Source organism: Copranaerobaculum intestinale (assembly GCF_009831105.1).
GTDB classification, from domain to species: domain Bacteria; phylum Bacillota_I; class Bacilli_A; order Erysipelotrichales; family Erysipelotrichaceae; genus Copranaerobaculum; species Copranaerobaculum intestinale.
The window spans coordinates 98568-120146 of sequence record NZ_WUUQ01000003.1 but is presented as its reverse complement, the minus strand read 5'-3'; the positions used below and the strand labels follow the sequence as shown (position 1 = coordinate 120146).

Here is a 21579-nt window from a genome sequence, read left to right as displayed (position 1 = left end):
TAGAAACTTTCTTTACTTTCCAAATTGCTTTCATTATAATGAATACATGTGAAAAGGCGGTATAAGCTCATGAAATCCTATATCTTCGTAGACGTGGACGGCACCCTTCTCTATGAGGGCGTCATCATTCCCAAGTCCGCAATAGCGGCAATTCAAACAGCCCGTGAAAATGGACATGCGATATATTTATCAACTGGACGTCCAAAAGGAGAGTTAAGCTCGGAAATTCTCGATATCGGTTATGATGGATTCGTGTGTGCCGGCGGTGCCTATGTGGAAAACCACGGCCAAGTGCTCTATGAGAACGTACTGAACCAAGAAAAACTGAATAAGCTGCTTCCCTGGATGGATGAAAACAATATCGGCTACGCCCTGCAGAGTGCAGAGAATACATATCTGAGTGATCTTGCGGCACAGAATTTGCATTCCGTTTTCGGTATCTCAAAGGATAGCGAGCTAAAGCGGGTGGAGGCACTGATGGGGCAGTTTCAATCAATGGATTCCTTTACATCAGGCATTCCGGTACACAAATTTTGTTTTTATGCGTGGAACCAGAATGCCAAGCAGCTGATCCGCAATAAGTTTCAGGAATATGAAGTGATCTTTCATCATGGCCCGGATCTTGAAGTCTATGGAGAAGTTACAAATAAAGGGATCGTAAAATCACACGGGATTCAAGTGATTCTGGATGCGGAAAAAGCTGATATCTCTCAGAGTGTTGCCTATGGTGACAGTCCAAACGATATAGAAATGATCAAATCAGCAGCACTGGGAATCTGTATGGAAAACGGCGTGGAAGCCCTGAAACAGGTTGCCGATGAAATTTGCCCGGCAGTTGATGATGACGGCTTATATAAAAGCTTTAAACTGCACGGTTTCATATAAAAAAGGAGCGCTTTCAATCAGAAAAGCACCCTTTTGAATCATGATCGATACAAAAAAGGATGTGAGAAGATGCATAAGGGCATATTGAGGCAAAAAAGAAAATAAACCCATGTAGAATACAAACATATTGATACACATTTTACATGGGAGGAAATTCAGCATGAAAGAAAATAAATATGATAATGATGTATTTTTTAAGAAGTACAGTGAAATGACCCGCTCCAAGTGCGGATTGGCCGGCGCCGGTGAATGGCAGGAGCTGCGAAAGCTGCTTCCGGATTTTAACCGAAAAGAAGTTTTAGATTTGGGGTGCGGCTATGGCTGGCACTGCATCTATGCCGTGCAAAACGGGGCAGCGCATGTTATCGGCGCAGATATATCAAAGAAGATGCTGAACGTCGCAAAAGCGAAAAACAGCGATCCCGCAATCGAATATCGCGAAGCAGCCATGGAAGACTTATCATTTAAGGAAAACAGCTTTGATATTATTATCAGCTCGCTGGCGTTCCATTATATTCAGGATTTTAAAACCTTGGCGGAAAACATCAGCGGTTGGCTTAAGCCGGGCGGGTCCCTAGTGTTCTCAGTTGAACATCCGGTATTTACCGCTTATGGTTCACAAGACTGGTATTACGATGACGCAGGTAAAATCCTGCATTTCCCAGTTGATAATTATTATTATGAAGGAAAGCGGGAGGCAGTATTTCTTGGTGAAACTGTAACCAAATATCATCGCACGCTGACTACCTATCTCAATACTTTATTAAATAATGACTTACTCATTGAGCATATTGTCGAACCGCAGCCGCCCCAGGACATGTTAGATGAACCTGGCATGAAGGACGAAATGCGGCGCCCAATGATGCTTCTGGTATCAGCACGAAAAAAAGATAAGTAAAATTAAGACGGAATGAAATGAATGAGATGTGCATTTCATTCCATCTTTTTTAATCGTTTTCTTTAACGCTAATCCTACAATAACCATTACAGCCCCCTGAAAAGGAAGAGCTGTTACCCATTATCAGATGCTCCTTGGCAAATGGGTAGATATATCCATTTAATCATTCTTTCTAAGCAACAATAATTATTTTCCTATATTTAAAAAAAAGAGAATTTAACATTCTCCTTTTACAAATATCCTATTTTTCACCCGTTTCCTCAACCGTTATAATTTTGGTTTCATCATAGTGCTTAATCTGATGACGATAATAGTACATACTGTATAGATTAACGACACCATCCAGGATCAGCAGAATACTTAGATAGTTTTGCGTGGCATCCTTTAATGGTAATACCAACAGTCCGGCGGCAAGCGCCGTGGTCATGATCGCCAGACCTAGCTGCAGCTGCCAGCGTGCATCCTTCATCCTCAGCAAATTCATTGCATACTGCAATTTGATCATACTGTCCACCAGCACACAGCCAGCCAGAATCTGCGGATAAGCAGATACAACTACCTGTGGTCTCATCCAGATAAACAATCCAAAAATCGCAAAACCGACCCCTATTGAAAAATTAAAATTATGCATATCCTGAAAGTCACGGCGGAAGAAATAAATAGCTGCCTGTAAAGCACCATACACCATGATAATGATTCCCAGCGCTGTACAGAAGTTCAGCAATTTCATTTCCTCTATGGCGAACGTCGCAATTCCAAAAATAATATAACATACAGAAACCAGCAGCAGTTTCCAGCTTTCAAATTTAATCAGCATAAACAAACCTCCGTTTTTCATATTTTACCATAATCAAAGATGATAGAAAAGTTTTCAACATATATCTATTATTATAATTTCAATTAAAATATCATCTAGTTTCTATAACTATATTGACTGTTTGTTAATATTAGATTATACTCTAGGATAGGAGTTGATAAAGATGGATAAAGTTACTGAACAGCTGACGCAGTGGAGTCAGACTCTTACCGATTTTCATTTACCCCGCTGGCATGAGCTACCTGATTTTGATTTATATATGGATCAGGTAATTACGCTGCTTGAACGCTATATCGGAAATTTAAATCAAAACGGAGAAGACCGCATTATCACTTCTTCCATGATTAATAACTATGTGAAACTAAAAATGATTCCCAAGCCGGAAAAAAAGCGCTACAACAAAATTCATATTGCCTACCTGATTGCCATTACACTATTAAAGCAGGTTTTAACAATCGGCGAAGTTAAAGAGGGCATTGAATACCAAGCCCACATCAGCGGACTGAAGGGTGCCTACAACATGCTATGTGACGAGCTTGAAAAGGCACTGCATACCGTACTCGCACAAATTCAGGACGGTGATCAGCACAATACGCTTCTGGAAGGAATGAATATTGAAAATACTGCCTTGAAAATGGCTTCACTCTCCTTTGCCTCGAAGCTGGTGGCAGAGCGGATTGTGAAGCTTCAGCAGGAGGTACAAACATTAACGGAGGGCTCCCATGACTAAAGAAAAAATCGCTATACTCACAGATACATGCTGTGATGTCCCAAAAGAATATGTTGAAAAGTATCACATGTATGTATTGCCGCTTAAAATTATCTATCATGATCAGGAATATATCGACGGCGTTAATATTACCGCTAGGGAGATCTATGATCGGCTGGATCAGGAGATTCCAAAATCTTCTCTGCCGGACGGCGAAACGATCATTCGTTTATTTGATCAGATCAAGCAGGATGGCTACGATAAGGTCATCGCCGTTACATTATCCAGCGGTCTATCCGGAACATATAACATGGTATCCCTGATAGCACGTGAATATGAAGGCCTGGATATTTCTGTTTTGGATACAAAAAACATTGCGATCGGGGCGGGATTTCATGCTATTCAGGCTGGACGGTATATTGAACAGGGATTTGATTTTAAAACCGTTTGTGAAAAGCTGTCGCTTGAAATCAAAGATTCCCGAGTATTCTTTGTTGTGAAAACCCTGGAATACCTTCAAAAAGGCGGCCGGATCGGCTTGGTTGCCTCCCTATTCGGAAACGCCTTGAATTTAAAGCCGATCATATCCTGCAATGATGAGGGCATTTATTATACCGTATCAAAAGTACGCGGACGCTCGCAATCCATTCATAAGACAATGGATCTAGCATTAAAGTTCGCAGCAGGTCATAAGAAATACGATGTCGCAATTGTCCATGGTGATGGTCTACAGGATGCCGAACATGTAAAGGAAATCCTGCTTCCCAAGCTGTCTGGCAGAGAAGCGCTGATTGAAGGCCAGATTTCGCCAGTATTAGGAGTTCATACCGGTCCCGGTTTGATCGGCATTGGCATTCACTTTATTGAAGAATAAGAAAAGCATCCAGGATGAACCGATGTTTCCGCAATCAGATAATAAATCTAATTTAGCGGGCGGTGCATCAAAAAGGATGCTTTTTATATACGGTTTGCAGTACGCAGCCACAGCTTTAATATTGGCTGCTGTTTGTCCAGCTGTTTCATATCTGACAATCGCCACTCCCAATTTGGGCTGCCAATCGTAGACGGTGTATTGATCCGTCCCATATCATCGAGATACAGGATATCCTGCACCGGCAGAATTGCCAGATCCGGTTCAGCACAGAGCGTGTATTGAATGATTGCATCAGCCAGTTTTTGAGGTTCTGGCTTCGTAATACCAAAATAATCTTTCAAATTCTCTAAAGTTTTTTTCGATTGGCTATCAAGCCATGACAGCAGCGTAGGATTGTCATGAGTTCCCGTATAAATCAAAGCGTGCTGAATATCGGTTTCCGTCTTTAACTGATCTAAATTCTCCAGTAAAAACTGCATGACCAGCATGCCCCGAAGCTGATAATGATCTCGAAGCTCCAGCACCGAAGGCCGCAGGTCACCAAGATCCTCTGCGACAATTTGAATATGCGGCAGCTGTCGGTAAATCTCATCAAACAGCGCTTCTCCCGGACCGTCGATCCATTCTCCGAGCTTTGCGGTTTCACTGTTAGCCGGTATCTGCCAATAAGAATCAAAGCCGCGGAAATGATCAATTCGAATAGCGTCATATAAACCCATTGACCAACGCAGGCGGTCGATCCAAAATGAATACCGCTGCTCTTTCATATATTCCCAATTATAAATAGGATTTCCCCACCGCTGTCCATCTTCACTGAAATAATCAGGCGGTACCCCGGCGACCCATATTGGATTTCCCTGCTCGTCCAATTTAAAGCTACCAGGATTTGCCCATACGTCTGCTGAATCCAGACCGACGTAAATAGGCATATCGCCCATAATTTCCACTTCATGAGTGTGAGCGAAGTTTTTCAGCGCCTGCCACTGCCGAAAAAAGATAAACTGCAAAAACGTCTGATAATCCATTTCCTTCAAAAGATGCGAAGGCAGTGAAGCTTCTTGATAGAGATGCTTATCTGCATCACTCCAGGTAATCCACGGCTTTTGATCATTCACTTTTTTGACCGCCATAAATAAAGTATAATCATGAAGCCAAAATGCTTTTTGACAAAATTCCTCATACTCCTTCTGGTAAGTATGAAATTGCTTCTGAAAAGCTTGATAGGCGGTCTGTAGATACCGTTCTTTTAGATTTCTTACCTGCTCATAAGCAATGGGATGATCATATTCCATAGCAGGACATTTCTTCAACAGACCATCAGTTTTCAGCAATTCCAAGCTGATATACATCGCTTCTCCCGCATAACAGGAAAAAGGCTGGTAAGGTGAATTACCATACCCCAGCGGATGTATCGGCAGGATCTGCCAAATTCTTATTCCAGTTGCTTTACAATAACGAATAAATTGATAAGCAGCTGGTCCTAGATCGCCAATTCCGTGTCCCCCCGGTAAAGAAGCAATCGGCAGCAGCAATCCGGCTTTACGCTTTTTCACGATCAATTCCTCCGATACCTAAAAGAATGCCTGGCAGACAGCCATCGGCTCCATTTCAAACGGCTCATAGGTCCCTTGCAATTTCATTAAGGCACGGTCAAATCCTGCTTCATCATAAGGTGTCTGAGCTTGTATTTCTAATTTTTCTTTCATCAGCTCGCACATCACTTTCGGCAGAGTAATTGAGCGCTGTGCACATATTTTATGTCGGCTGTCCACGAGATATATTTCAATATCATAGGGTTCTTCCTGCTTCAGCAGTTTATCGGCATGCTCGCAGTTATGAATATCAAAAGCCGCATCACTTGTATCTATTGCATCATTTATTTCCAGAAGAAACAACGCACACACTCGCTCATATAAAAAAGATACGGTGATTCGATGCCTCTGCAGAGCCTGTATTTCAAAATCACTCCAGCTGCGATCCTTTAAAACCATCACAAACCGACCATCTACATAATCCACCAAAAATCCATCCTGTTCCAGATCAACCGGAAAGATAGAATACTTCTCATAAAGCATACGCCTCACCTCTTGTTACATTATATCAAAATACCTACCTGATGCCCATGAAAAAAGACAAATCCCAATATTCTCAGGATTTGTCTCAAATACATCACTAAATCGTTACTTCCTTTTTCCACAGACCGTGCAGGTTACAGTATTCATACACTTCTACCAGACCGTGATAATCACCGATCACTGCCTGCGCAACCGGTTTTTCACCTGGCTGTAAATCGGCGCGGATAACCTTTGATCCCGCCTTGACAAGAATAAATTCAATATGGTGTTCCGCCAGCATCGGATGTTCAACTTCTCCTACCTGTACGGATACAACCCCGTTTTCTACAGTAACTGCCGGAACGTGTTTTTCCAAAGCTCCGTCACTTTCTCCGGCCTTCAGTTCCTTCATCGGCTGACCGCAGCACATAATCGGAACTCCAGCATCATGAAGCATCTCAACAATATTTCCACATACAGAACATTTTAAAATTTTCATAGTTTAATCTCCTTTACTCTTCTCTATCTGAGTACGCACCTATTATAACCATATGCCGCAGCAGTTACCAGCAGAATGCTCACCTTTGAATACTGAAAATTTCAGTATCTATATGCAAAAAAACCGTAAATACGCAAGACAACATAAAAAGGATATTAATACAATCTTTTTTGGGGGAGACACTGAACCGTCAAATATGGGTGGGGGAAGAATGACGATCCAGCTGTATTAATATCCGTATTTATTCTATCTTGTTTTAGACACTATTGCAATTTAATCCGCTTAAAAATATTAAAAATATCCTTTATTTATCGCATAATTTACATATTTTGGAATTTTTAAATAGATTGCTCACCAATCCTTGCATTGGTTATCGGCAAGGAATCCATTCTCAAAAAAACGGCTGGTAAATCATGCGAAATTCAGATCGGCAGATTCATATACATTACCGCTCACGCAAATATAATGTATTCGCTTTTCGCTCACTGCAAACCGAAGCCAGCTTCTGTGTGATCTTTATTAAACTCTTTGGCTCCAGAAAACGGGCATGGCTTGGACAAATGGCGATGCAGCGCATACAGGATATGCATTGATCAGAGCTTGTAGCCTGAGGATAATCCTTGGAAATTGCGTGTACCGGGCATTTAGCAGCACACAAGCCGCACTGAGTACAAGCATTTGATACGATCGGGATCATGGGCAATATCTTATATTCCTTATAAGGGTAATTTCCCGGTATTGATAATTTTCCTTCGTTATGAAAATTCTGCTTGATCTGTTCCGCAAACGTTAACAGCTGAGCACAATCGTTTTGATCGGGACGGTTCTTCCCATAGCAATGCATGATAGAATGTTCTGCGATCGCACTGATGCCGGCAATCGTATGAAAGCCTACTGCTTCAGCTGTATTTTTCAATTCCAGCAGGGCGTCTTCATACGCCCGATTGCCATATACTGCAATGACGACTGCTTTTGCCTGATTGCCTTTCAATCGGTGAAGCATGGATACAGCGATTTCCGGGATCCGACCCCCGAATACCGGAGCAGCTATGATACAAAAAGAGTCTTTCTCGATCATTTTATCAAGAACATTTTCAGAGGCTGATAAATCGATTTCTATCACTTCCTGTTGCCATGCTTTGGCCAAGATGTCAGCCACCTGCTTAGTGCCGCCTGTAGGACTAAAAAAGATTTCATATATTTTCATATTTCTTATCACCTGTTGCTCCTTTGTATTCATTATACGCCGGTCATATTTACTTAACAATCACCTTTCCTAAACAAAAAAAGAAGGGTCATTTCCCTTCTGTCAGCTTACCGTTTGAAATCTTCAACGGAACCTTTACCTCAATGTCATAATGATTTTTCTGCGAGTTCTCTTTAATCAGCGCCTCAATCGAAACAGTAAGATTATTCTGATCCAACGTTGCATCATTCGCTGTGATTTTCACATCCTTATCTTTGGTGCTCACTTTAAAGATATCGTTGTATTCTTTCGTTTTTGTACCTGTAAACACAACTTTATCTGATTCTGTATTCACATCCAGGTTCATTGAAAAGGAAATACAGCGATCCTTCTTGGTTTTATAGCTCTTATTGATATGTACGCGATAACCGCTGCTCTGCTCCTTGATCTCAGTAACTGCTTTTACCGCACATTGCTGGGGAGCGGTTTTCCCTGAATAGATTTTCACATATGCAACACCCATGATTACACAAAGAACTGCGATCAATGCCGCCAATCCTAAATTTTCTTTTTTCATATCATCAGCCTCTTCTTTTTATTAGTATATCATACTTCAAACACGATGTATCAGATCCAACCAAAATGCCGGCAAGCTTTTTCAATTCCATCATTGTCACAGTCTGCAGTTACATAATCAGCAAGCTCTTTCAGCTCATCAATAGCATTTCCCATCGCGATCTTAAACGGTGCCTGCTGAAACATTTTGCGGTCGTTAAAGCCATCCCCAAATACTACAACATCACTTTCCGGTGCTTGGATCAGTTTCATCATTTTGCGGATACCGTGATATTTATTATCCGGTTCAATGATCAAAAATTGATTATTATAGCGCATGTATCCAATACCATTCATAGAAGACAAACGATATTCTTCTGATGGCGGCAAAGCAACAAAGATTCGCCGCAGCACTCCGCAGTGATGATAATCAAGTTCCGGTTTTACCTGCACCTCCATAAACATAGAAAAATCTCCTGCCTGCTTGATAAAAGCATCATTGGGGGTATAGCGAATACGGCTGTCCTGGTTGGAATAAGCAAAACCGATGCCCTTTTCCTGAGCTTCCTCACAGACACGGATCAGCGCTTTTTGATTCATGGGTTCATAATTCAATATTTCATTGTTCACACAAACTGCATTACCGCCCTCGCACACCATGTGGCTGATGCCGATTTCGTCAGCAAACTCCTGTGCTCGAAAGTGAGCGCGTCCGGTGGTGATTGCGATGAAATGACCATTGGCTTCAAGCTGTCGCAGCGTCCGCCGAGTGGAATCATAAATCCTACCCTGTTCACCGGTTAAGGTTCCATCAATATCAAAAAAAAGATATTTCTTCATAATTCCTCCAAAATTCTCATTCATTATACCATTCACCGATAAAAAGAAAAAGAGTGCGTACCCTCTTATCCGATTGATTCCTCTGTTAACCATTCGATCCTCCCCAAGTGCCTACCTAAAGCATCCTTAGAAAAAAAGAATCGTATCTTTTGGATACGGTTGTCAGAACACTGATAATAGTACATACTATGAGCACACCATCAATGTAATCATTACAGCTCTCAGAATGATCATTCCAACACCACATACTTGGCTCATTGAATAAACGAAGAGATATTTCACGATTTTCATCGGCCTGCATTACATGCGAAGCTATCCCTTCCTCATCTAATTTTCGGTTTTTCCCGATCCATCGAAGCCATTGATTGTCATCAACCACATACAAAATACACAGGATCATCATCTATGTATTAATATAAAACTTATCCTTTCTGCAAAAAGGTAATGCCCAACGCAATCAAAAGCAGCAGGATGATCAATTTCCAGATCCATGAACTATTGTCCTTCTTCATAATCCATTCTCCTTTCTGTAATCATAGCAAAAGAATCTTAAAAAAGACCGCTAACATTCATAAGAAAAACAAAAGATAAAAACATACTGCCTTTATATCAGCAGTATGTTTATTTTAATCAATTCCCGGCATTATTTACTTCTCAGCAATACATCCAGTGATGTATCCTGATAAAACGTATTCGCATTATAAAGAAACAATACCTCCTGTATTCCCTGATCCTTCATCAACTGATGAATATCACCGGCATAATAACGGGGATCAACCACTACAATACGGCTGTAATAAGGCGTTAGAAATGGAATAAAGCAATTCGCATACGAATCTTTAAAGATCAGCAGCGTTTTATCAACTGCCGATGTGGTATTGATTTCCATCAACGGATGATTCCCGCCGAAGAATACAGCGTACTGGTCTTTTGTCTTTAGCTTCTCCTGATCATAAAAGGTAGCGCTTTTCTGCTGTTCTTCCACATAAGCAATCGTACTTTTATCTTCGTTATTATTAGTGACGTACATATATATTTCATCTGGATCCTTGCTGTAATAGGAGCTTCGCGATGCCAGCGTTCCGTAAAAATTCCGACTGATCAAATAGGGTTCAAAGCTATGATTCTTTGTATCCAGTTTATTCTGTTTTGCAAATTCTTCAAATACATAATGTGCTGCCATGGATGTCCAGTGATGATCACTACGGTAATATAAATACTTATCATGCTGTTTTTGAAGCGGTGCGACTGCATCTATCCAAGTGTATCCTTTTAATTCTTGGCTAGTCTTTTTCATCATTTTCAACTGGTTTTGATCCGATAGATGAGCTGGCAGCTTTTCCGGCAGAATTGCCGCTGCATTTGGAATCAGCAGCATTTGGAATTTTACATCCGGATAAGCCGCCGCAAATTCATTCATCGCCCTTACAGTTTGATTACGCGATTTTGCAGGAAGCGGTTGAAATGGTTCAAACAGTGAACCATCTGATCCCTTATAGACATGATTCAATTCTTTTCGTCCAAGTGCGAGTTCTGCATCCGTTTTCAATTTCACCCAGCTGTCACGGGCGATAAATTGGTCATTCGCATATGAATTGTAATCTTTCATGAAGGATCCGTCCAAATAAGCATCCAGACTCCAGGAGGGCCGCTGTGCCAGATTGCGATTCTCGGTATCTGAGAAAACAGTATCCGCACGAAACAGCGATGCCAGCGAAGCGATGACAAGGATTGCGGCAAAGCTAATCGCCATCAGAATATTAAAGAAAAAGTGACTTTTCGTGTCTTTCATCGGCTCACCTCCTAAAACTGTGCATACAGAAATGTCTGATATGTCTGTCCCATCATATACGCTAAAGAGAGGGCAAACATCGCAAGATAAAGAATATTCAGGGCGATTGCTCCCCCATAGTTCTGTTTCAGACGCCGTGCAATATTTTCACCCAGCGGCAGCACAAACAGAACGCCCAGAATCAGAAGAATCAAGTTATTTGATAGCAACCACCAGGTCTGCTCATCAACAAGAAGATTTCCCTGCATGAAGAACATTGATTTCAAATATGCAAGCGCACTGCTTACATCCGGTGATGCAAAGATTACCCAGCTGATGATCACCAGGAATGCGGTGATCAGCCATTGTATTATTACCGGCAGTTTTTTCATCGCACTGCTGAAGACATATTTCTCAAGAATCAGCAGGACTCCGTAATAGAGGCCCCAGACAATAAAAGTCCAATTTGCTCCGTGCCAGAAGCCGGTCAGCATCCATACGATCATAATATTGCGAATATGCTTACCTTTTGATACGCGGTTGCCGCCAAGCGGAATATAGATATAATCCCGAAACCAGCTGCTCAAAGAAATATGCCAGCGCCGCCAGAACATCGTAATGCTGGTAGACAGATACGGTCTTTGAAAGTTTTCCATCAAGCGGATTCCCATCATTTTGGCCAGTCCAATCGCCATATCCGTATAACCGCTGAAGTCATAATAAATCTGCAGGGTATAGGCCAAAGCACCGATCCATGCTGTAACAAGCGAAAGATCAGACGGACTGCCGGACTGGACATTTGTCCATATGATTCCCAATGCATCAGCCAGTAAAACCTTTTTCGCAAGTCCTTTTAGAAATCGCTCTGCTCCCTCACCAAATGAAAATACATTCGGAGTCGGATGCTCCAGATCTTCAACCATGTTCGCATAGCGGTCAATCGGGCCCATTATTAATTTAGGAAAAAAGGTTGCATATGCAGAAAACGTAAGGATATTCGTGGATGCCTTCACCTTGCCCCAATACACATCCAACAGATAGGATAGCATCATAAAGGTATAGAATGAAATGCCCAACGGCATTGGCAAAGTTTTATATGTCCAGGAGGCATGCAGTAAGGATCGCAGCGTATCAAGGAAAAAGCCGTAATATTTCATATAGAGAAGTGCAAAGACATGAATTGCAATCGCTTGAAAAAGGATCCTGCGGCGTACTTTCGGCCGCTCGCTTTGGTCGATCTTTTTCGCTGCCCAATAACAATATCCAACGGAGACCATCAACAGTATCACATAAAGCGGTTCTCCCCATGCATAAAACAGTAAACTGCCGATTGTCAGAATCAGCAGCTTGCCCTTGCGGGGACAGATCAAATACCCAATTAAAAACAATGGCAGAAACAGAAAGAGAAATGGAATTGTTTGAAATGTCATCACATCATCCCTCCCTAAAGTGCATCCTGGAATATCTGCTTCCAGGTATCTGCCTGTTTGGATACCGCATAGAACAGGTATCCCTTTTTAATGACCAATTTATGTTTGTTTAGTAATTCAGTCTGATTCGTTCCATAACCGTTGAAGTTTTTCAGCTGTGTAGCCAGTCGGGCTTCTACGGCTTTGCGAAAAACAGCTCCGTCATCACCGGTTTTCAGTTTAATAATAAGGAGCTCATCTACATCCATCATCGACTTCGGCGTATATAGGATGAAGCCTTCCGTATCCTTTACACTGATGTCATAATATCGTTTCAGTCCATTGGCATCCTGCTTATTCATGGTTTCTGACTTGATCAGTTTGGTAATCGCCGCTTCCATCGTCTTACAGTCGGTACGGCTGTCACCACTGTAAAAAGGATAATACAGAAGCCCTAATATCAGCAGTACAAGCAGCACCTGTCGAATACGTCTCATAATTTCCTGATTCATAGCCCAGCCACCTCCGCCATATGATCCAGCCATAATGGGAAATATGCAAATAACGGATGAATGCCGTCAGGATTATAGCCAATCCCGTTTTCTGTTAGGATCGATGCATTATCAATATAAGTGACCCCAAGATCCGTACACATCTGCTTCAGAGCCGCATTAAAATTCGGCCAACCGGCATTTTCCGGTACTCGATTAATAGCATTCTGCATAATTGGCAATATCGCATTGACATAGATTTTTGTATTGGGAAGCGCGGTTTTCAGTTTTTGAATTGCCGCAGTATATTCTGAGATAAACAACGGAGTATTCTGACGAAAGTATTGTAAATCATTCATACCGTATTCCATGAAAATATAAGAAGGCGCCAAATTGATCACTTTTTGAATATCCTCATCAATCGTATCTACATTGCGTCCTCGTGAGGCAATCACCTGAATGTTGGTCAACAATTGATAGTCCACAAGTCCGGCTGCAATCGAATCGCCCATAATTACCGAATTAGAAAATACATCTACATAGTTGCGGGGCTGATTGGGATTTTTCGCTTCCTCGGCTTTGCGGCGCAGCCGCTTCAATTCCGCCTGCTGAGCATTAACCGCCTGGCTGACCGTATCCAGATTCTGGGTAGAAAGAGCCGCCAATTTTGCCCGCCCGGTTTTCAGCAGCTTCTCCTTTTTCTGATCGCCGCTATTTTGGCAGCCGCTTAATAGCATCACTGTACAGCAAATAATCAGAGCCTTTTTATATACTTTCTTCATCTTTTTCCTCGATTCATATTCCGTTATATCACATATATTTTATCATAACGTTTTACTTATAGAAATAATCATATATGTAAATTTTTCTAAAGATTTAATAATGGCTGTCAAATACCCATTCCATCCCATTCCAAGTGCATAGACTATTCCTGGGTGATAACATTATGGCAATACGCATATTTATCGATCAGGGACACAATCCCGGTACGATCAACGCCGGTGCTGAAGCAAATGGTCTTGAAGAACAGGATGTAACCTACTGGACCGGTTTTCTGCTGGCTAAATTTTTACGATTCGATCCTCGCTTTGAAGTACGGCTGTCCCGCAATGATCCAAACGAGGTCATCGGCACATCCGCAACAACCAGTTTGCAGCAGCGGGTGACAATGGCAAATCAATGGCCGGCCGACTACTTCATTAGTATCCACGCAAATTACAATGTTAATCCAAATGTCAACGGTTCCGAAGTTTATGTGTACCGGCGTGACAGTGATGCATTCTATCTGGGAGAGGATGTGCTGGACAGTATCGTACAGTATGTCGGTACCCGCGATAACTTCGTCCGCGTCAATCCTGCTCTGTACGTGCTGCGCGCGACAGCGATGCCAGCCATTCTGGTAGAGCTTGGATATCTGACAAATACCGCTGACGCACAGCTGCTTCGAGATGATAAATTCGGTTTTGCTTATGCGATCTATATCGGACTGCTGCGTTTCTTTGATTTACCTTGTCTCAACTAAAAAAACAGCGGATTAATCTGCTGTTTCTTTTGTTTGCGGTGATATATATAATTTGATACGGCCCACTCGCTTATCCTTGAATTCTTCGATCTTGAAGGTTAGATTATCCCATTCTACGAGTTTTTCCTCACCCTCTTCCGGCATTTCACCCAATTGATCAATCAAGAAGCCGCCGATCGTATCCAGATCGTCCAGCGGAATCTGGAGATGCAGCTCTTCATCAATATCATCAATCATCATCGAACCATCCAGAATATACGTATTCTCATCTATTCGCTTAATCTGGGGATCTTCACCATCATCGTATTCATCGGCTATCTCACCAACGATTTCTTCAATCAAATCCTCCAGCGTTACAATACCGGAAAAGCCTCCGTACTCATCCACCAAAATCGCAATATGCTGATGTTCCCGCTGCAAAGAGATAAAGAGCTCATCGACTTTTTTACTTTCCAGCGCGAAGTATGGTTTACGCAGAATTTTACGGATATCAACATGATCAAACCCATTTTCGCGAGCCTGAACCGTGAAGTCCTTCATATGCAGAATACCGATGATATGATCGATGGAATCCTGATAAACCGGAATACGGGTATAATGCATTTCCATTAATTCATCCATATAATCAGTAAGCGGATCATCAATATCGATACAGAACACTTCCGTTCGCGGTGTCATGACCGCTTCTGCCTGCGTATCGTCAAATTCAAAAATACTATTGATCATTTCCGTTTCTGTCTCATTGAAAACGCCCTTTTCCTGACCGGAGATCACCATGGAACGAATCTCCTCACGCGATAAGGATTCCTCAATATTTTCATCCTTGATGCCGATTAAGCGCAGCACAAATGCCGTTGACCAGGACAGCAGCTTGATAAAGGGTGATACGACCTTACTGATAAATACAATCGGACCGGCAACCGCCATAGCGATTCCCTCAGCTTTTTGAAGGGCAATTCGCTTCGGCACAAGCTCTCCGAGAATCAGCGTGATAAAGGATAACAATATCGTAACGACAACCATCGCTACCGATTCACCAAATGGAATGCCCCAGCTTTTCAGCATGGCACCTAACTGAATGGAAATACCGGTCGCAGCACTTGCCGAGTTAAAAAAACCAGCCAGCGTAATCGCTACCTGAATTGTCGACAAAAAGCTCGTAGGCTCCTGCAACAAACGCTCTACAAGTTTTGCTTTCTTATTACCCTCTTCACTTAAGTGATGGATCTTCGTCTTATTGACGGAAACGATCGCCATTTCACTTGCCGCAAAATATGCATTGATCATTATCAAAACAGCGATCAAAATAAATTGAAATATGATTGAAGTCTGACTGGGGCCAGCATCCATAAATTTAAACAACTCCTTTTTGTATTATAAATTGATTCACATTTTAGCAGATTATATGATATTTGTAAAGCTTTTAAGAGTTTTCATCAAGCAATGCTTCAAATTCGCCGATCGGCATTGGTTTATAGAAATAAAATCCCTGAATTTGATCACAGCCGCAAGCATCCAGAAAATCTGCATGCTCCTTCGTTTCCACACCCTCTGCAATGACCTTCATGCCCAATGATTTGATTAGCCGAACCACCGTTTGTATAATCAGCTTACTGTCACCATTCAGATTCGGAACGAAAAACTGCCGATCCAGCTTGACACTATCCAGATTAGCATTTAATAAAACTGTAAAGGAAGAATAGCCGTTTCCAAAATCATCGAGTGAACAGCTGAATCCGGCACTTCTCAGTTGAGCGACAACTTCCTTCATCTTAGCGGTATCGTCCAGTGTGATCGTCTCCATCAATTCGAAAACGATCAAATCACGAGGGATTTGATATTTATCCAAAATATCCGTATAATCCTTGATCAGATTTGAATCATAGAAGTGCGGCTTTGATAAATTAAAGCTGATCGGTACAACCGGCTTATTCGCTTTAATTCGTCCATCCAGCATACGGCACACCAAATCAAATACATCCATGTCGACTAATACGATATAGGCATTCTCATTCAGGATCGGTAAAAAATCAGCGACCGGCACCAGCTTTCCGTCTTGACCATACCATCGCACCAGAGCCTCCGCACCGACAATTTGATGTGTATGCGCATCTACCTTCGGCTGTAAAAACGAAATAAATTCATAATTCTTATAGGCCTCAGCGGTGCGGATCTCCAGATCACAGCGAGCTTGATAATCTTTCAGAAAATGCTGATCATACACTTCATAGCTAAAGCTTCGCCGATGCAGACCCTCACAGGATATCCGGCACAGATTCGCACATTCCACTGCTTCATCAAAGCTAGAATCCTCATAGTCCAAAGCGTAAATACCATAAGATGCGAAAATATTACGATAAATGCGCGGATCACGTTTGATCCGATAAATTATATCCGTCAATTCCTCGATCCGATCGTTTTCGAATTCCTGCAAATTACTATATTTCATCAGCAGCAGGAACGAATCGGCATAGACATGGCCAATCCATTCGTCCTTATCCAGGTATTCAGCAACTGCCTGATAGACTGTTTTCAGTATTTCATTTCCTGCCTTACGGCCATATAAAATATTAAAAAGCCGGAAGCTTTTTATATTCATGGCGATCAGCATATACTTCGATTCATGCGAGTGGCAGCGCAAATTTTCATATCGATCCTGAATCCATTTTTCATTATATCCGTTTACTAAGGAATCATAATAGGCATCGTTTATTTTCTCATACATATTGTTCGCTCCCTGCGTCTTTAGCTTTCTTGATTATACCATTGTGTAAACAATAAAGATAGGTGACTGCACTTCCGTTGTTACTGCGCTAAAATCATACATCATCTTATTTGGTTTGTCATTTTGCGAAGTACATCATGCATTCCCCTGCCTGCAATACCTTATCGCTATTTAATTGGTTTTAAATAATAAGAAAAAAGCCCGCTGAACGGGCTTGCTTCAATAAATGGCGCCTAAAACAGGACTCGAACCTGTGACCTGTCGGTTAACAGCCGAATGCTCTACCAACTGAGCTATTTAGGCAAGTGCTTAATTATACTATCATAAACTCTTTTTTTATTCAATATCTTTTCATGAAAAAAGTAGGAGAAATTTTAGATTGAAAAAAGTCCATCCCTCTGGAATGGACTAACTGTTTAATAGGTTCCTTCTGACTCCTCACGGTTCATGAGCTTTACCCCGGCACTGGTACCAATACGGTCAGCTCCTGCTTCTATCATCTTTTCCATATCTTCATATGTACGAACCCCACCGGCTGCTTTCACCAGGCAATGCCCCTTTACCGCTTCCTTCATCCGCTTTACATCTTCCGGATTAGCTCCCGATGTAGAAAAGCCGGTTGATGTTTTCACAAAGGTCGCTTTCGCTGCCGCGCACAATTCACACGCTTTTACGATCTCTTCCTTTGTTAACAGACAGTTTTCCAGAATTACCTTGACACAGACACCCTTTGCCGCTTCAACTACCGCCTCGACATCCTTTTGTACAGCATCATAATGTCCTGCTTTCATCTCACCGATGTTTAAGACCATATCCACTTCCTCAGCGCCATTCGCGATCGCATCCTTAGTTTCGAATGCTTTCACCGCAGAAGTGGCTGCTCCTAACGGAAAGCCAATGACCGTGCACACCTTTACCTCGGTTCCGCGCAATGCCTCTGCACATGTCTTCACCCAATAAGGATTGACACATACGGAAGCAAAGTCATATTCTTTTGCTTCTTCACAGAGCTTTAAAATCTGATCCTGCGTGGATTCAGGCTTCAACAGCGTATGATCGATATATTTTTCAAGTCTCATAAAATGCCTCCTGTTTATCTATTTCTAAGTATATCATATTTTCGTCATATGCAAGAATTGTTTCGAATACTTTAAATATTTTCAAATCGATCTGTTATCTAAAATAGATCATTCCTTTTGACGGTAATTGTAATTTATTTCCGTCATTTTACTTTAGTCTATTCATTCAAAATCAGCAGATGCTTCTGATGGATGTTTTCAGCTATGCAGCTCGGTGATGATATAATCTCATTCATCCTGTATTAATCCTGATAGAAATTATCAAAATCAGCCTTAATGAATGCGGAAATCTGCGGAATCTCGAATTTCGCTTGGATATTTATATAAATTCTATGTCACAGTAAAACCAGCCGTTTGATACAAGTTTTGATCATAGCTGTTTCACATACAACAGGAACACATCATTACCTAATTGAGATGTAATTTGTACGCTCTATAATTCTTCATAAAATCATTTCGTTTACAAAGCTTGTGCGTTATAATAGTACATAGGGCTTCATACCCATACATTTACCATAAAAGGAGCGAGAATATGCTTTCAGAATTTTTTAAACAGCCTTTCCCGATGATTGAAGAAGCAAAAAAAGCCAAGCGCAAACCGAATATATTTATGTTGATCATATTCTGTATCTTGATCTATCTGGTGTGTTCGCTAATCGGCTCATTATTTCTATTCATCTATGTTGCATTGGTTGCATCAAGTTCCGGACTTCCGGATTCTACGCTGCTGTCAGAGGACTTCAATATGCTGTCCCTGCTGTCAGCGGATGAGATAAATATCGTATCGTTAATGATTACAGCGGCTGTTATTGCGGGATTTTTGTTATTCTGCCGCTATTATGAAAAACGGTATTTTACATCAATGGGTTTCACCCGCAAACATGCGGTATCTCAATATTTAATCGGATTAGGTATCGGAGCTGCTTTGATGATTGTGGTGGTGGCGTTGCTTTCGGTAACCGGATCACTGACATTTGCCAGTATATCTTGGTCGGTTCTGCCGGTGGTTCTGCTTACTTTCATAGCGTATATGATTCAGGGAGCAAGTGAGGAGATCATGCTGAGAGGATTTCTCATGACCTCCATTGCGGCACGTACGAACAAAGTGATCATTGGCGTAGTAGTAAATACGGTGATCTTTGCACTGCTGCATCTCGGCAACCCCAATATTGGTCCGATTTCCTTCATCAATCTTCTGTTATTCGGTACATTTATGTCTCTGTATGTATTAAAAACCAAAAATTTATGGGGCGCTTGTGCGCTGCATACCATGTGGAATTTCATGCAAGGGTCTGTATTCGGCATTTCGGTTAGTGGAAATGATGTTGCCAGCAGCATTTTCCACTTTACCGCTAATAAGGATTTATGGTTCTTAAACGGCGGAGCGTTTGGAACAGAAGGCGGACTGATCGTTACAGTAATTCTGGGCGCAGCGTTAGCCGGTTTAATTGGGTGGATACAAAAAGATTCAAAACAATCATTCAGCAATTAACTGCATTTTTCAAGCATGTAAACAATAAGCAAAGCATATAAAAAAGACCGATTTTTGCATAATGTGAAGACCGGTCTTTTTGTATTTGATATGTATGAAGATTATGCTTATATTATTCTAAAACTGCATCCAATAGCTCCTTTAAATAGGATTCATCCTGTGAGGCACGCTTTCCTAGTTCACTGTTTGACCAAACATGACCGATTTTCTGTAAATACGCATAGTGAAGTGGCATCGCCTGTTCACATCGCTTAATGAACGCCGAAGAAAAGCGATGCGGTTTAGAGAGAACCGACAGATAGATCAGCAGCATACAGTTGTCGATGACCATGGTTTTTGTTCCTGCATCACAAGTTACATCATTCATCAGCTGTTCCGTATAGGAAAGCAGCTGACAGATCGGCTGATCCAGCAGTACATTCTCATCCAACATAGAGTAAAGGGTTTGATGATGGTGTTGATGATCCTCTTCAATATCCTGAAGATCATCACCTAACTGAAGCATAAATCCATACTGCATACAAAAGCGCAGCTGCTTCTGATCCATATCGCCGCAAACCAAATATCCGTCTGCAACCACGCTGGCCGCACCCTTTTCGATGCTGATACGGAGCAGCTCTGATTGAGACATGGAATCCGTTTGCTGAGTCAAGCTTTGAATTTGCCCTTCCATAATCAAATACAGGCTTTCATACACAACCGGATATCGATTGCGATCATATACACTTTCAATCGCACTAATAAGTCTGAACACCTTTTGTTCATATTCGTTAACAGCACAGATTTTTTCTCCTTTTAAGCGTGCGTAAAAATGTCGATTAAAGCTTTGCTTATCAGCTTGCGTAAGCATTTCATCATCCAGCAGATTATCGGTATAAGGATACAGCATACTATAACCAAAGATCGCTTTTGAATAACGTACTTCCTTACAAAACAGCAGCTGCAGCACCGCACAGATCCAAACGTTGCGCATTGCCTGACCAATATCGGAAAGCGACAGTAACGGATCAAATTCTCTGGCTGCTCGGATAAAGGCTATGCTGACCTGCAAAAGCTGATTCTTGATCTGATGATCCATATGTGATGTAACCAAGAGTGTATCGTTATCTAACAGTAACTGTATGAGTTTGTTCCGCTGCTTTTGCCAGCTTCGGCGAGGTATTTTATGATATTGATTTAAAAACTGATAGACTTTCTGAAGGCCTTGATCCATCAGCATTTCCTGTTTCAGCCGTTGCTCCTCACTTATTGAGGACATTCTCGGTATGTCTTTTGAACAAGCCTCCCAATCCGTTTTCAAATCTGCGGTCATCGCCATAAAGCGAGCACGCAGGTTATTATTCATGCCGAGGCTCCCCATGTTCCTTCAAAGCAGGATGAAGCAGATACATTAGACTGGTGATCACAAGCATGACATAAAACAAAATTAAGAAATAATAAGCAAACTGAAAACCGCTGCTGATTGCGCGCATAGTCGTATGAATCACACCGAAGGTCATCGCTCCATTTGCCAAAAACAGTATTGTAAAGCCATACAGAGCATAGCGGCCCCATTTTCTTTCGCGCCGTAAGCCATATAGGATAACTCCGGTAAACAGTGTTCGAACCAGTATTCCGGCTAGATAATATGTAATTGGCGAAGCCCAGCTGTCCAGCAGAAAGGAAATTTCAGCATAGACCTGATACAGACCATAGCACTCAAAGGCGGCATATAAGAGAAAGGAGATTCCAAGGGCACTTACAAGCAGCTGATTCCAATTTTTATTCTTCATG

At 41.7% G+C, this 21579-nt stretch carries 22 protein-coding genes and 1 tRNA gene; 6 read left to right on the top strand and 17 right to left on the bottom strand.

Annotation, left to right across the window (positions count from 1 at the left end; all coding sequences use genetic code 11):
* Positions 1 to 69: 69 nt before the first annotated feature.
* Together GSF08_RS09105 and GSF08_RS09100 are read left to right on the top strand one after the other, a co-directional pair.
* Entirely contained in the window at positions 70 to 885 is an 816-nt protein-coding gene (locus tag GSF08_RS09105; protein ID WP_160625489.1) for a Cof-type HAD-IIB family hydrolase, read from the top strand.
* Positions 886 to 1045: 160 nt separating this feature from the next.
* Positions 1046 to 1783 (top strand): class I SAM-dependent methyltransferase, encoded by a 738-nt coding sequence (locus tag GSF08_RS09100; protein ID WP_160625488.1) that lies wholly within the window; start codon positions 1046 to 1048, stop codon positions 1781 to 1783.
* Between the two features lie 241 nt (positions 1784 to 2024).
* Here the strand turns inward: GSF08_RS09100 and GSF08_RS09095 are convergent, their stop codons facing one another.
* Complete coding sequence (locus GSF08_RS09095) at positions 2025 to 2600, bottom strand: DUF308 domain-containing protein (protein WP_160625487.1); 576 nt, start codon at positions 2598 to 2600, stop codon at positions 2025 to 2027.
* Positions 2601 to 2763: 163 nt separating this feature from the next.
* On the opposite strand from GSF08_RS09095, the gene GSF08_RS09090 reads away from it, so the two are divergent.
* Both GSF08_RS09090 and GSF08_RS09085 read left to right on the top strand, forming a co-directional pair.
* Positions 2764 to 3330: a DUF1836 domain-containing protein gene (locus tag GSF08_RS09090; RefSeq protein ID WP_160625486.1), complete on the top strand. Its 567-nt coding sequence runs from the start codon at positions 2764 to 2766 to the stop codon at positions 3328 to 3330.
* Positions 3323 to 4183, top strand: a complete 861-nt coding sequence (locus GSF08_RS09085) for a DegV family protein (protein ID WP_160625485.1) — start codon at positions 3323 to 3325, stop codon at positions 4181 to 4183. The genes GSF08_RS09090 and GSF08_RS09085 overlap by 8 nt, the downstream gene beginning before the upstream one ends.
* A gap of 83 nt (positions 4184 to 4266) precedes the next feature.
* On the opposite strand, the gene malQ is transcribed toward GSF08_RS09085, so the two are convergent.
* From malQ to GSF08_RS09035, 10 genes are all read right to left on the bottom strand, one after another.
* Positions 4267 to 5736, bottom strand: a complete 1470-nt coding sequence (gene malQ, locus GSF08_RS09080; RefSeq protein ID WP_160625484.1) for a 4-alpha-glucanotransferase — start codon at positions 5734 to 5736, stop codon at positions 4267 to 4269.
* 18 nt (positions 5737 to 5754) lie between these two features.
* A complete protein-coding gene (locus GSF08_RS09075) occupies positions 5755 to 6258 on the bottom strand; it encodes a hypothetical protein (protein WP_160625483.1) in 504 nt (167 codons plus the stop codon).
* Positions 6259 to 6355: 97 nt separating this feature from the next.
* Positions 6356 to 6736: a desulfoferrodoxin family protein gene (locus tag GSF08_RS09070; protein WP_160625482.1), complete on the bottom strand. Its 381-nt coding sequence runs from the start codon at positions 6734 to 6736 to the stop codon at positions 6356 to 6358.
* Between the two features lie 445 nt (positions 6737 to 7181).
* Positions 7182 to 7943 carry an EFR1 family ferrodoxin gene (locus GSF08_RS09065; RefSeq protein WP_160625481.1) on the bottom strand — a complete coding sequence of 254 codons (762 nt, stop codon included), beginning with the start codon at positions 7941 to 7943 and terminating at the stop codon, positions 7182 to 7184.
* Between the two features lie 88 nt (positions 7944 to 8031).
* Positions 8032 to 8499: a hypothetical protein gene (locus GSF08_RS09060; RefSeq protein WP_160625480.1), complete on the bottom strand. Its 468-nt coding sequence runs from the start codon at positions 8497 to 8499 to the stop codon at positions 8032 to 8034.
* Between the two features lie 50 nt (positions 8500 to 8549).
* Positions 8550 to 9317 (bottom strand): HAD family hydrolase, encoded by a 768-nt coding sequence (locus GSF08_RS09055; protein WP_160625479.1) that lies wholly within the window; start codon positions 9315 to 9317, stop codon positions 8550 to 8552.
* Between the two features lie 643 nt (positions 9318 to 9960).
* Positions 9961 to 11109, bottom strand: coding sequence for a DHHW family protein (locus tag GSF08_RS09050; RefSeq protein WP_160625478.1), 1149 nt, complete (start codon positions 11107 to 11109; stop codon positions 9961 to 9963).
* A gap of 11 nt (positions 11110 to 11120) precedes the next feature.
* Complete coding sequence (locus tag GSF08_RS09045; protein ID WP_160625477.1) at positions 11121 to 12518, bottom strand: MBOAT family O-acyltransferase; 1398 nt, start codon at positions 12516 to 12518, stop codon at positions 11121 to 11123.
* A 14-nt stretch (positions 12519 to 12532) separates the two neighbouring features.
* Positions 12533 to 13009, bottom strand: a complete 477-nt coding sequence (locus GSF08_RS09040) for a DUF4358 domain-containing protein (RefSeq protein ID WP_160625476.1) — start codon at positions 13007 to 13009, stop codon at positions 12533 to 12535.
* Positions 13006 to 13770: a GDSL-type esterase/lipase family protein gene (locus tag GSF08_RS09035; protein ID WP_160625475.1), complete on the bottom strand. Its 765-nt coding sequence runs from the start codon at positions 13768 to 13770 to the stop codon at positions 13006 to 13008. The genes GSF08_RS09040 and GSF08_RS09035 overlap by 4 nt, the downstream gene beginning before the upstream one ends.
* Before the next feature lie 164 nt (positions 13771 to 13934).
* Between GSF08_RS09035 and GSF08_RS09030 the strand changes: the two genes are divergently transcribed.
* On the top strand, positions 13935 to 14510 hold the full coding sequence (locus GSF08_RS09030) for an N-acetylmuramoyl-L-alanine amidase family protein (protein WP_160625474.1): 576 nt from the start codon (positions 13935 to 13937) through the stop codon (positions 14508 to 14510).
* Between the two features lie 12 nt (positions 14511 to 14522).
* On the opposite strand, the gene GSF08_RS09025 is transcribed toward GSF08_RS09030, so the two are convergent.
* The 4 genes from GSF08_RS09025 to deoC all read right to left on the bottom strand — a co-directional run bounded on the left by GSF08_RS09025 (position 14523) and on the right by deoC (position 18314).
* Positions 14523 to 15860 carry a hemolysin family protein gene (locus tag GSF08_RS09025; RefSeq protein WP_160625473.1) on the bottom strand — a complete coding sequence of 446 codons (1338 nt, stop codon included), beginning with the start codon at positions 15858 to 15860 and terminating at the stop codon, positions 14523 to 14525.
* A gap of 73 nt (positions 15861 to 15933) precedes the next feature.
* Positions 15934 to 17235 (bottom strand): EAL domain-containing protein, encoded by a 1302-nt coding sequence (locus GSF08_RS09020; protein WP_160625472.1) that lies wholly within the window; start codon positions 17233 to 17235, stop codon positions 15934 to 15936.
* 227 nt (positions 17236 to 17462) lie between these two features.
* A tRNA-Asn gene (locus tag GSF08_RS09015) sits at positions 17463 to 17538 on the bottom strand.
* A gap of 113 nt (positions 17539 to 17651) precedes the next feature.
* Entirely contained in the window at positions 17652 to 18314 is a 663-nt protein-coding gene (gene deoC, locus GSF08_RS09010; protein WP_160625471.1) for a deoxyribose-phosphate aldolase, read from the bottom strand.
* Between the two features lie 532 nt (positions 18315 to 18846).
* Between deoC and GSF08_RS09005 the strand changes: the two genes are divergently transcribed.
* A complete protein-coding gene (locus GSF08_RS09005; RefSeq protein WP_160625470.1) occupies positions 18847 to 19806 on the top strand; it encodes a type II CAAX endopeptidase family protein in 960 nt (319 codons plus the stop codon).
* Positions 19807 to 19918: 112 nt separating this feature from the next.
* On the opposite strand, the gene GSF08_RS09000 is transcribed toward GSF08_RS09005, so the two are convergent.
* On the bottom strand, positions 19919 to 21151 hold the full coding sequence (locus GSF08_RS09000; RefSeq protein ID WP_160625469.1) for a hypothetical protein: 1233 nt from the start codon (positions 21149 to 21151) through the stop codon (positions 19919 to 19921).
* The gene (locus tag GSF08_RS08995; protein ID WP_160625468.1) at positions 21144 to 21578 is read right to left on the bottom strand and encodes a hypothetical protein; all 435 of its coding nucleotides are present in this window, start codon (positions 21576 to 21578) and stop codon (positions 21144 to 21146) included. Before GSF08_RS08995 ends, GSF08_RS09000 begins: the two co-directional genes overlap by 8 nt.
* Position 21579 lies beyond the last annotated feature (1 nt).

Coding starts and splice junctions, on each gene's coding strand:
- GSF08_RS09105 (WP_160625489.1), top strand. CDS start 70: ATGAAATCCTATATCTTCGTAGACGTGGACGGCACCCTTCTCTATGAG.
- GSF08_RS09100 (WP_160625488.1), top strand. CDS start 1,046: ATGAAAGAAAATAAATATGATAATGATGTATTTTTTAAGAAGTACAGT.
- GSF08_RS09095 (WP_160625487.1), bottom strand. CDS start 2,600: ATGCTGATTAAATTTGAAAGCTGGAAACTGCTGCTGGTTTCTGTATGT.
- GSF08_RS09090 (WP_160625486.1), top strand. CDS start 2,764: ATGGATAAAGTTACTGAACAGCTGACGCAGTGGAGTCAGACTCTTACC.
- GSF08_RS09085 (WP_160625485.1), top strand. CDS start 3,323: ATGACTAAAGAAAAAATCGCTATACTCACAGATACATGCTGTGATGTC.
- GSF08_RS09075 (WP_160625483.1), bottom strand. CDS start 6,258: ATGCTTTATGAGAAGTATTCTATCTTTCCGGTTGATCTGGAACAGGAT.
- GSF08_RS09070 (WP_160625482.1), bottom strand. CDS start 6,736: ATGAAAATTTTAAAATGTTCTGTATGTGGAAATATTGTTGAGATGCTT.
- GSF08_RS09065 (WP_160625481.1), bottom strand. CDS start 7,943: ATGAAAATATATGAAATCTTTTTTAGTCCTACAGGCGGCACTAAGCAG.
- GSF08_RS09060 (WP_160625480.1), bottom strand. CDS start 8,499: ATGAAAAAAGAAAATTTAGGATTGGCGGCATTGATCGCAGTTCTTTGT.
- GSF08_RS09055 (WP_160625479.1), bottom strand. CDS start 9,317: ATGAAGAAATATCTTTTTTTTGATATTGATGGAACCTTAACCGGTGAA.
- GSF08_RS09050 (WP_160625478.1), bottom strand. CDS start 11,109: ATGAAAGACACGAAAAGTCACTTTTTCTTTAATATTCTGATGGCGATT.
- GSF08_RS09045 (WP_160625477.1), bottom strand. CDS start 12,518: ATGACATTTCAAACAATTCCATTTCTCTTTCTGTTTCTGCCATTGTTT.
- GSF08_RS09040 (WP_160625476.1), bottom strand. CDS start 13,009: ATGAATCAGGAAATTATGAGACGTATTCGACAGGTGCTGCTTGTACTG.
- GSF08_RS09035 (WP_160625475.1), bottom strand. CDS start 13,770: ATGAAGAAAGTATATAAAAAGGCTCTGATTATTTGCTGTACAGTGATG.
- GSF08_RS09030 (WP_160625474.1), top strand. CDS start 13,935: ATGGCAATACGCATATTTATCGATCAGGGACACAATCCCGGTACGATC.
- GSF08_RS09025 (WP_160625473.1), bottom strand. CDS start 15,860: ATGGATGCTGGCCCCAGTCAGACTTCAATCATATTTCAATTTATTTTG.
- GSF08_RS09020 (WP_160625472.1), bottom strand. CDS start 17,235: ATGTATGAGAAAATAAACGATGCCTATTATGATTCCTTAGTAAACGGA.
- deoC (WP_160625471.1), bottom strand. CDS start 18,314: ATGAGACTTGAAAAATATATCGATCATACGCTGTTGAAGCCTGAATCC.
- GSF08_RS09005 (WP_160625470.1), top strand. CDS start 18,847: ATGCTTTCAGAATTTTTTAAACAGCCTTTCCCGATGATTGAAGAAGCA.
- GSF08_RS09000 (WP_160625469.1), bottom strand. CDS start 21,151: ATGAATAATAACCTGCGTGCTCGCTTTATGGCGATGACCGCAGATTTG.
- GSF08_RS08995 (WP_160625468.1), bottom strand. CDS start 21,578: ATGAAGAATAAAAATTGGAATCAGCTGCTTGTAAGTGCCCTTGGAATC.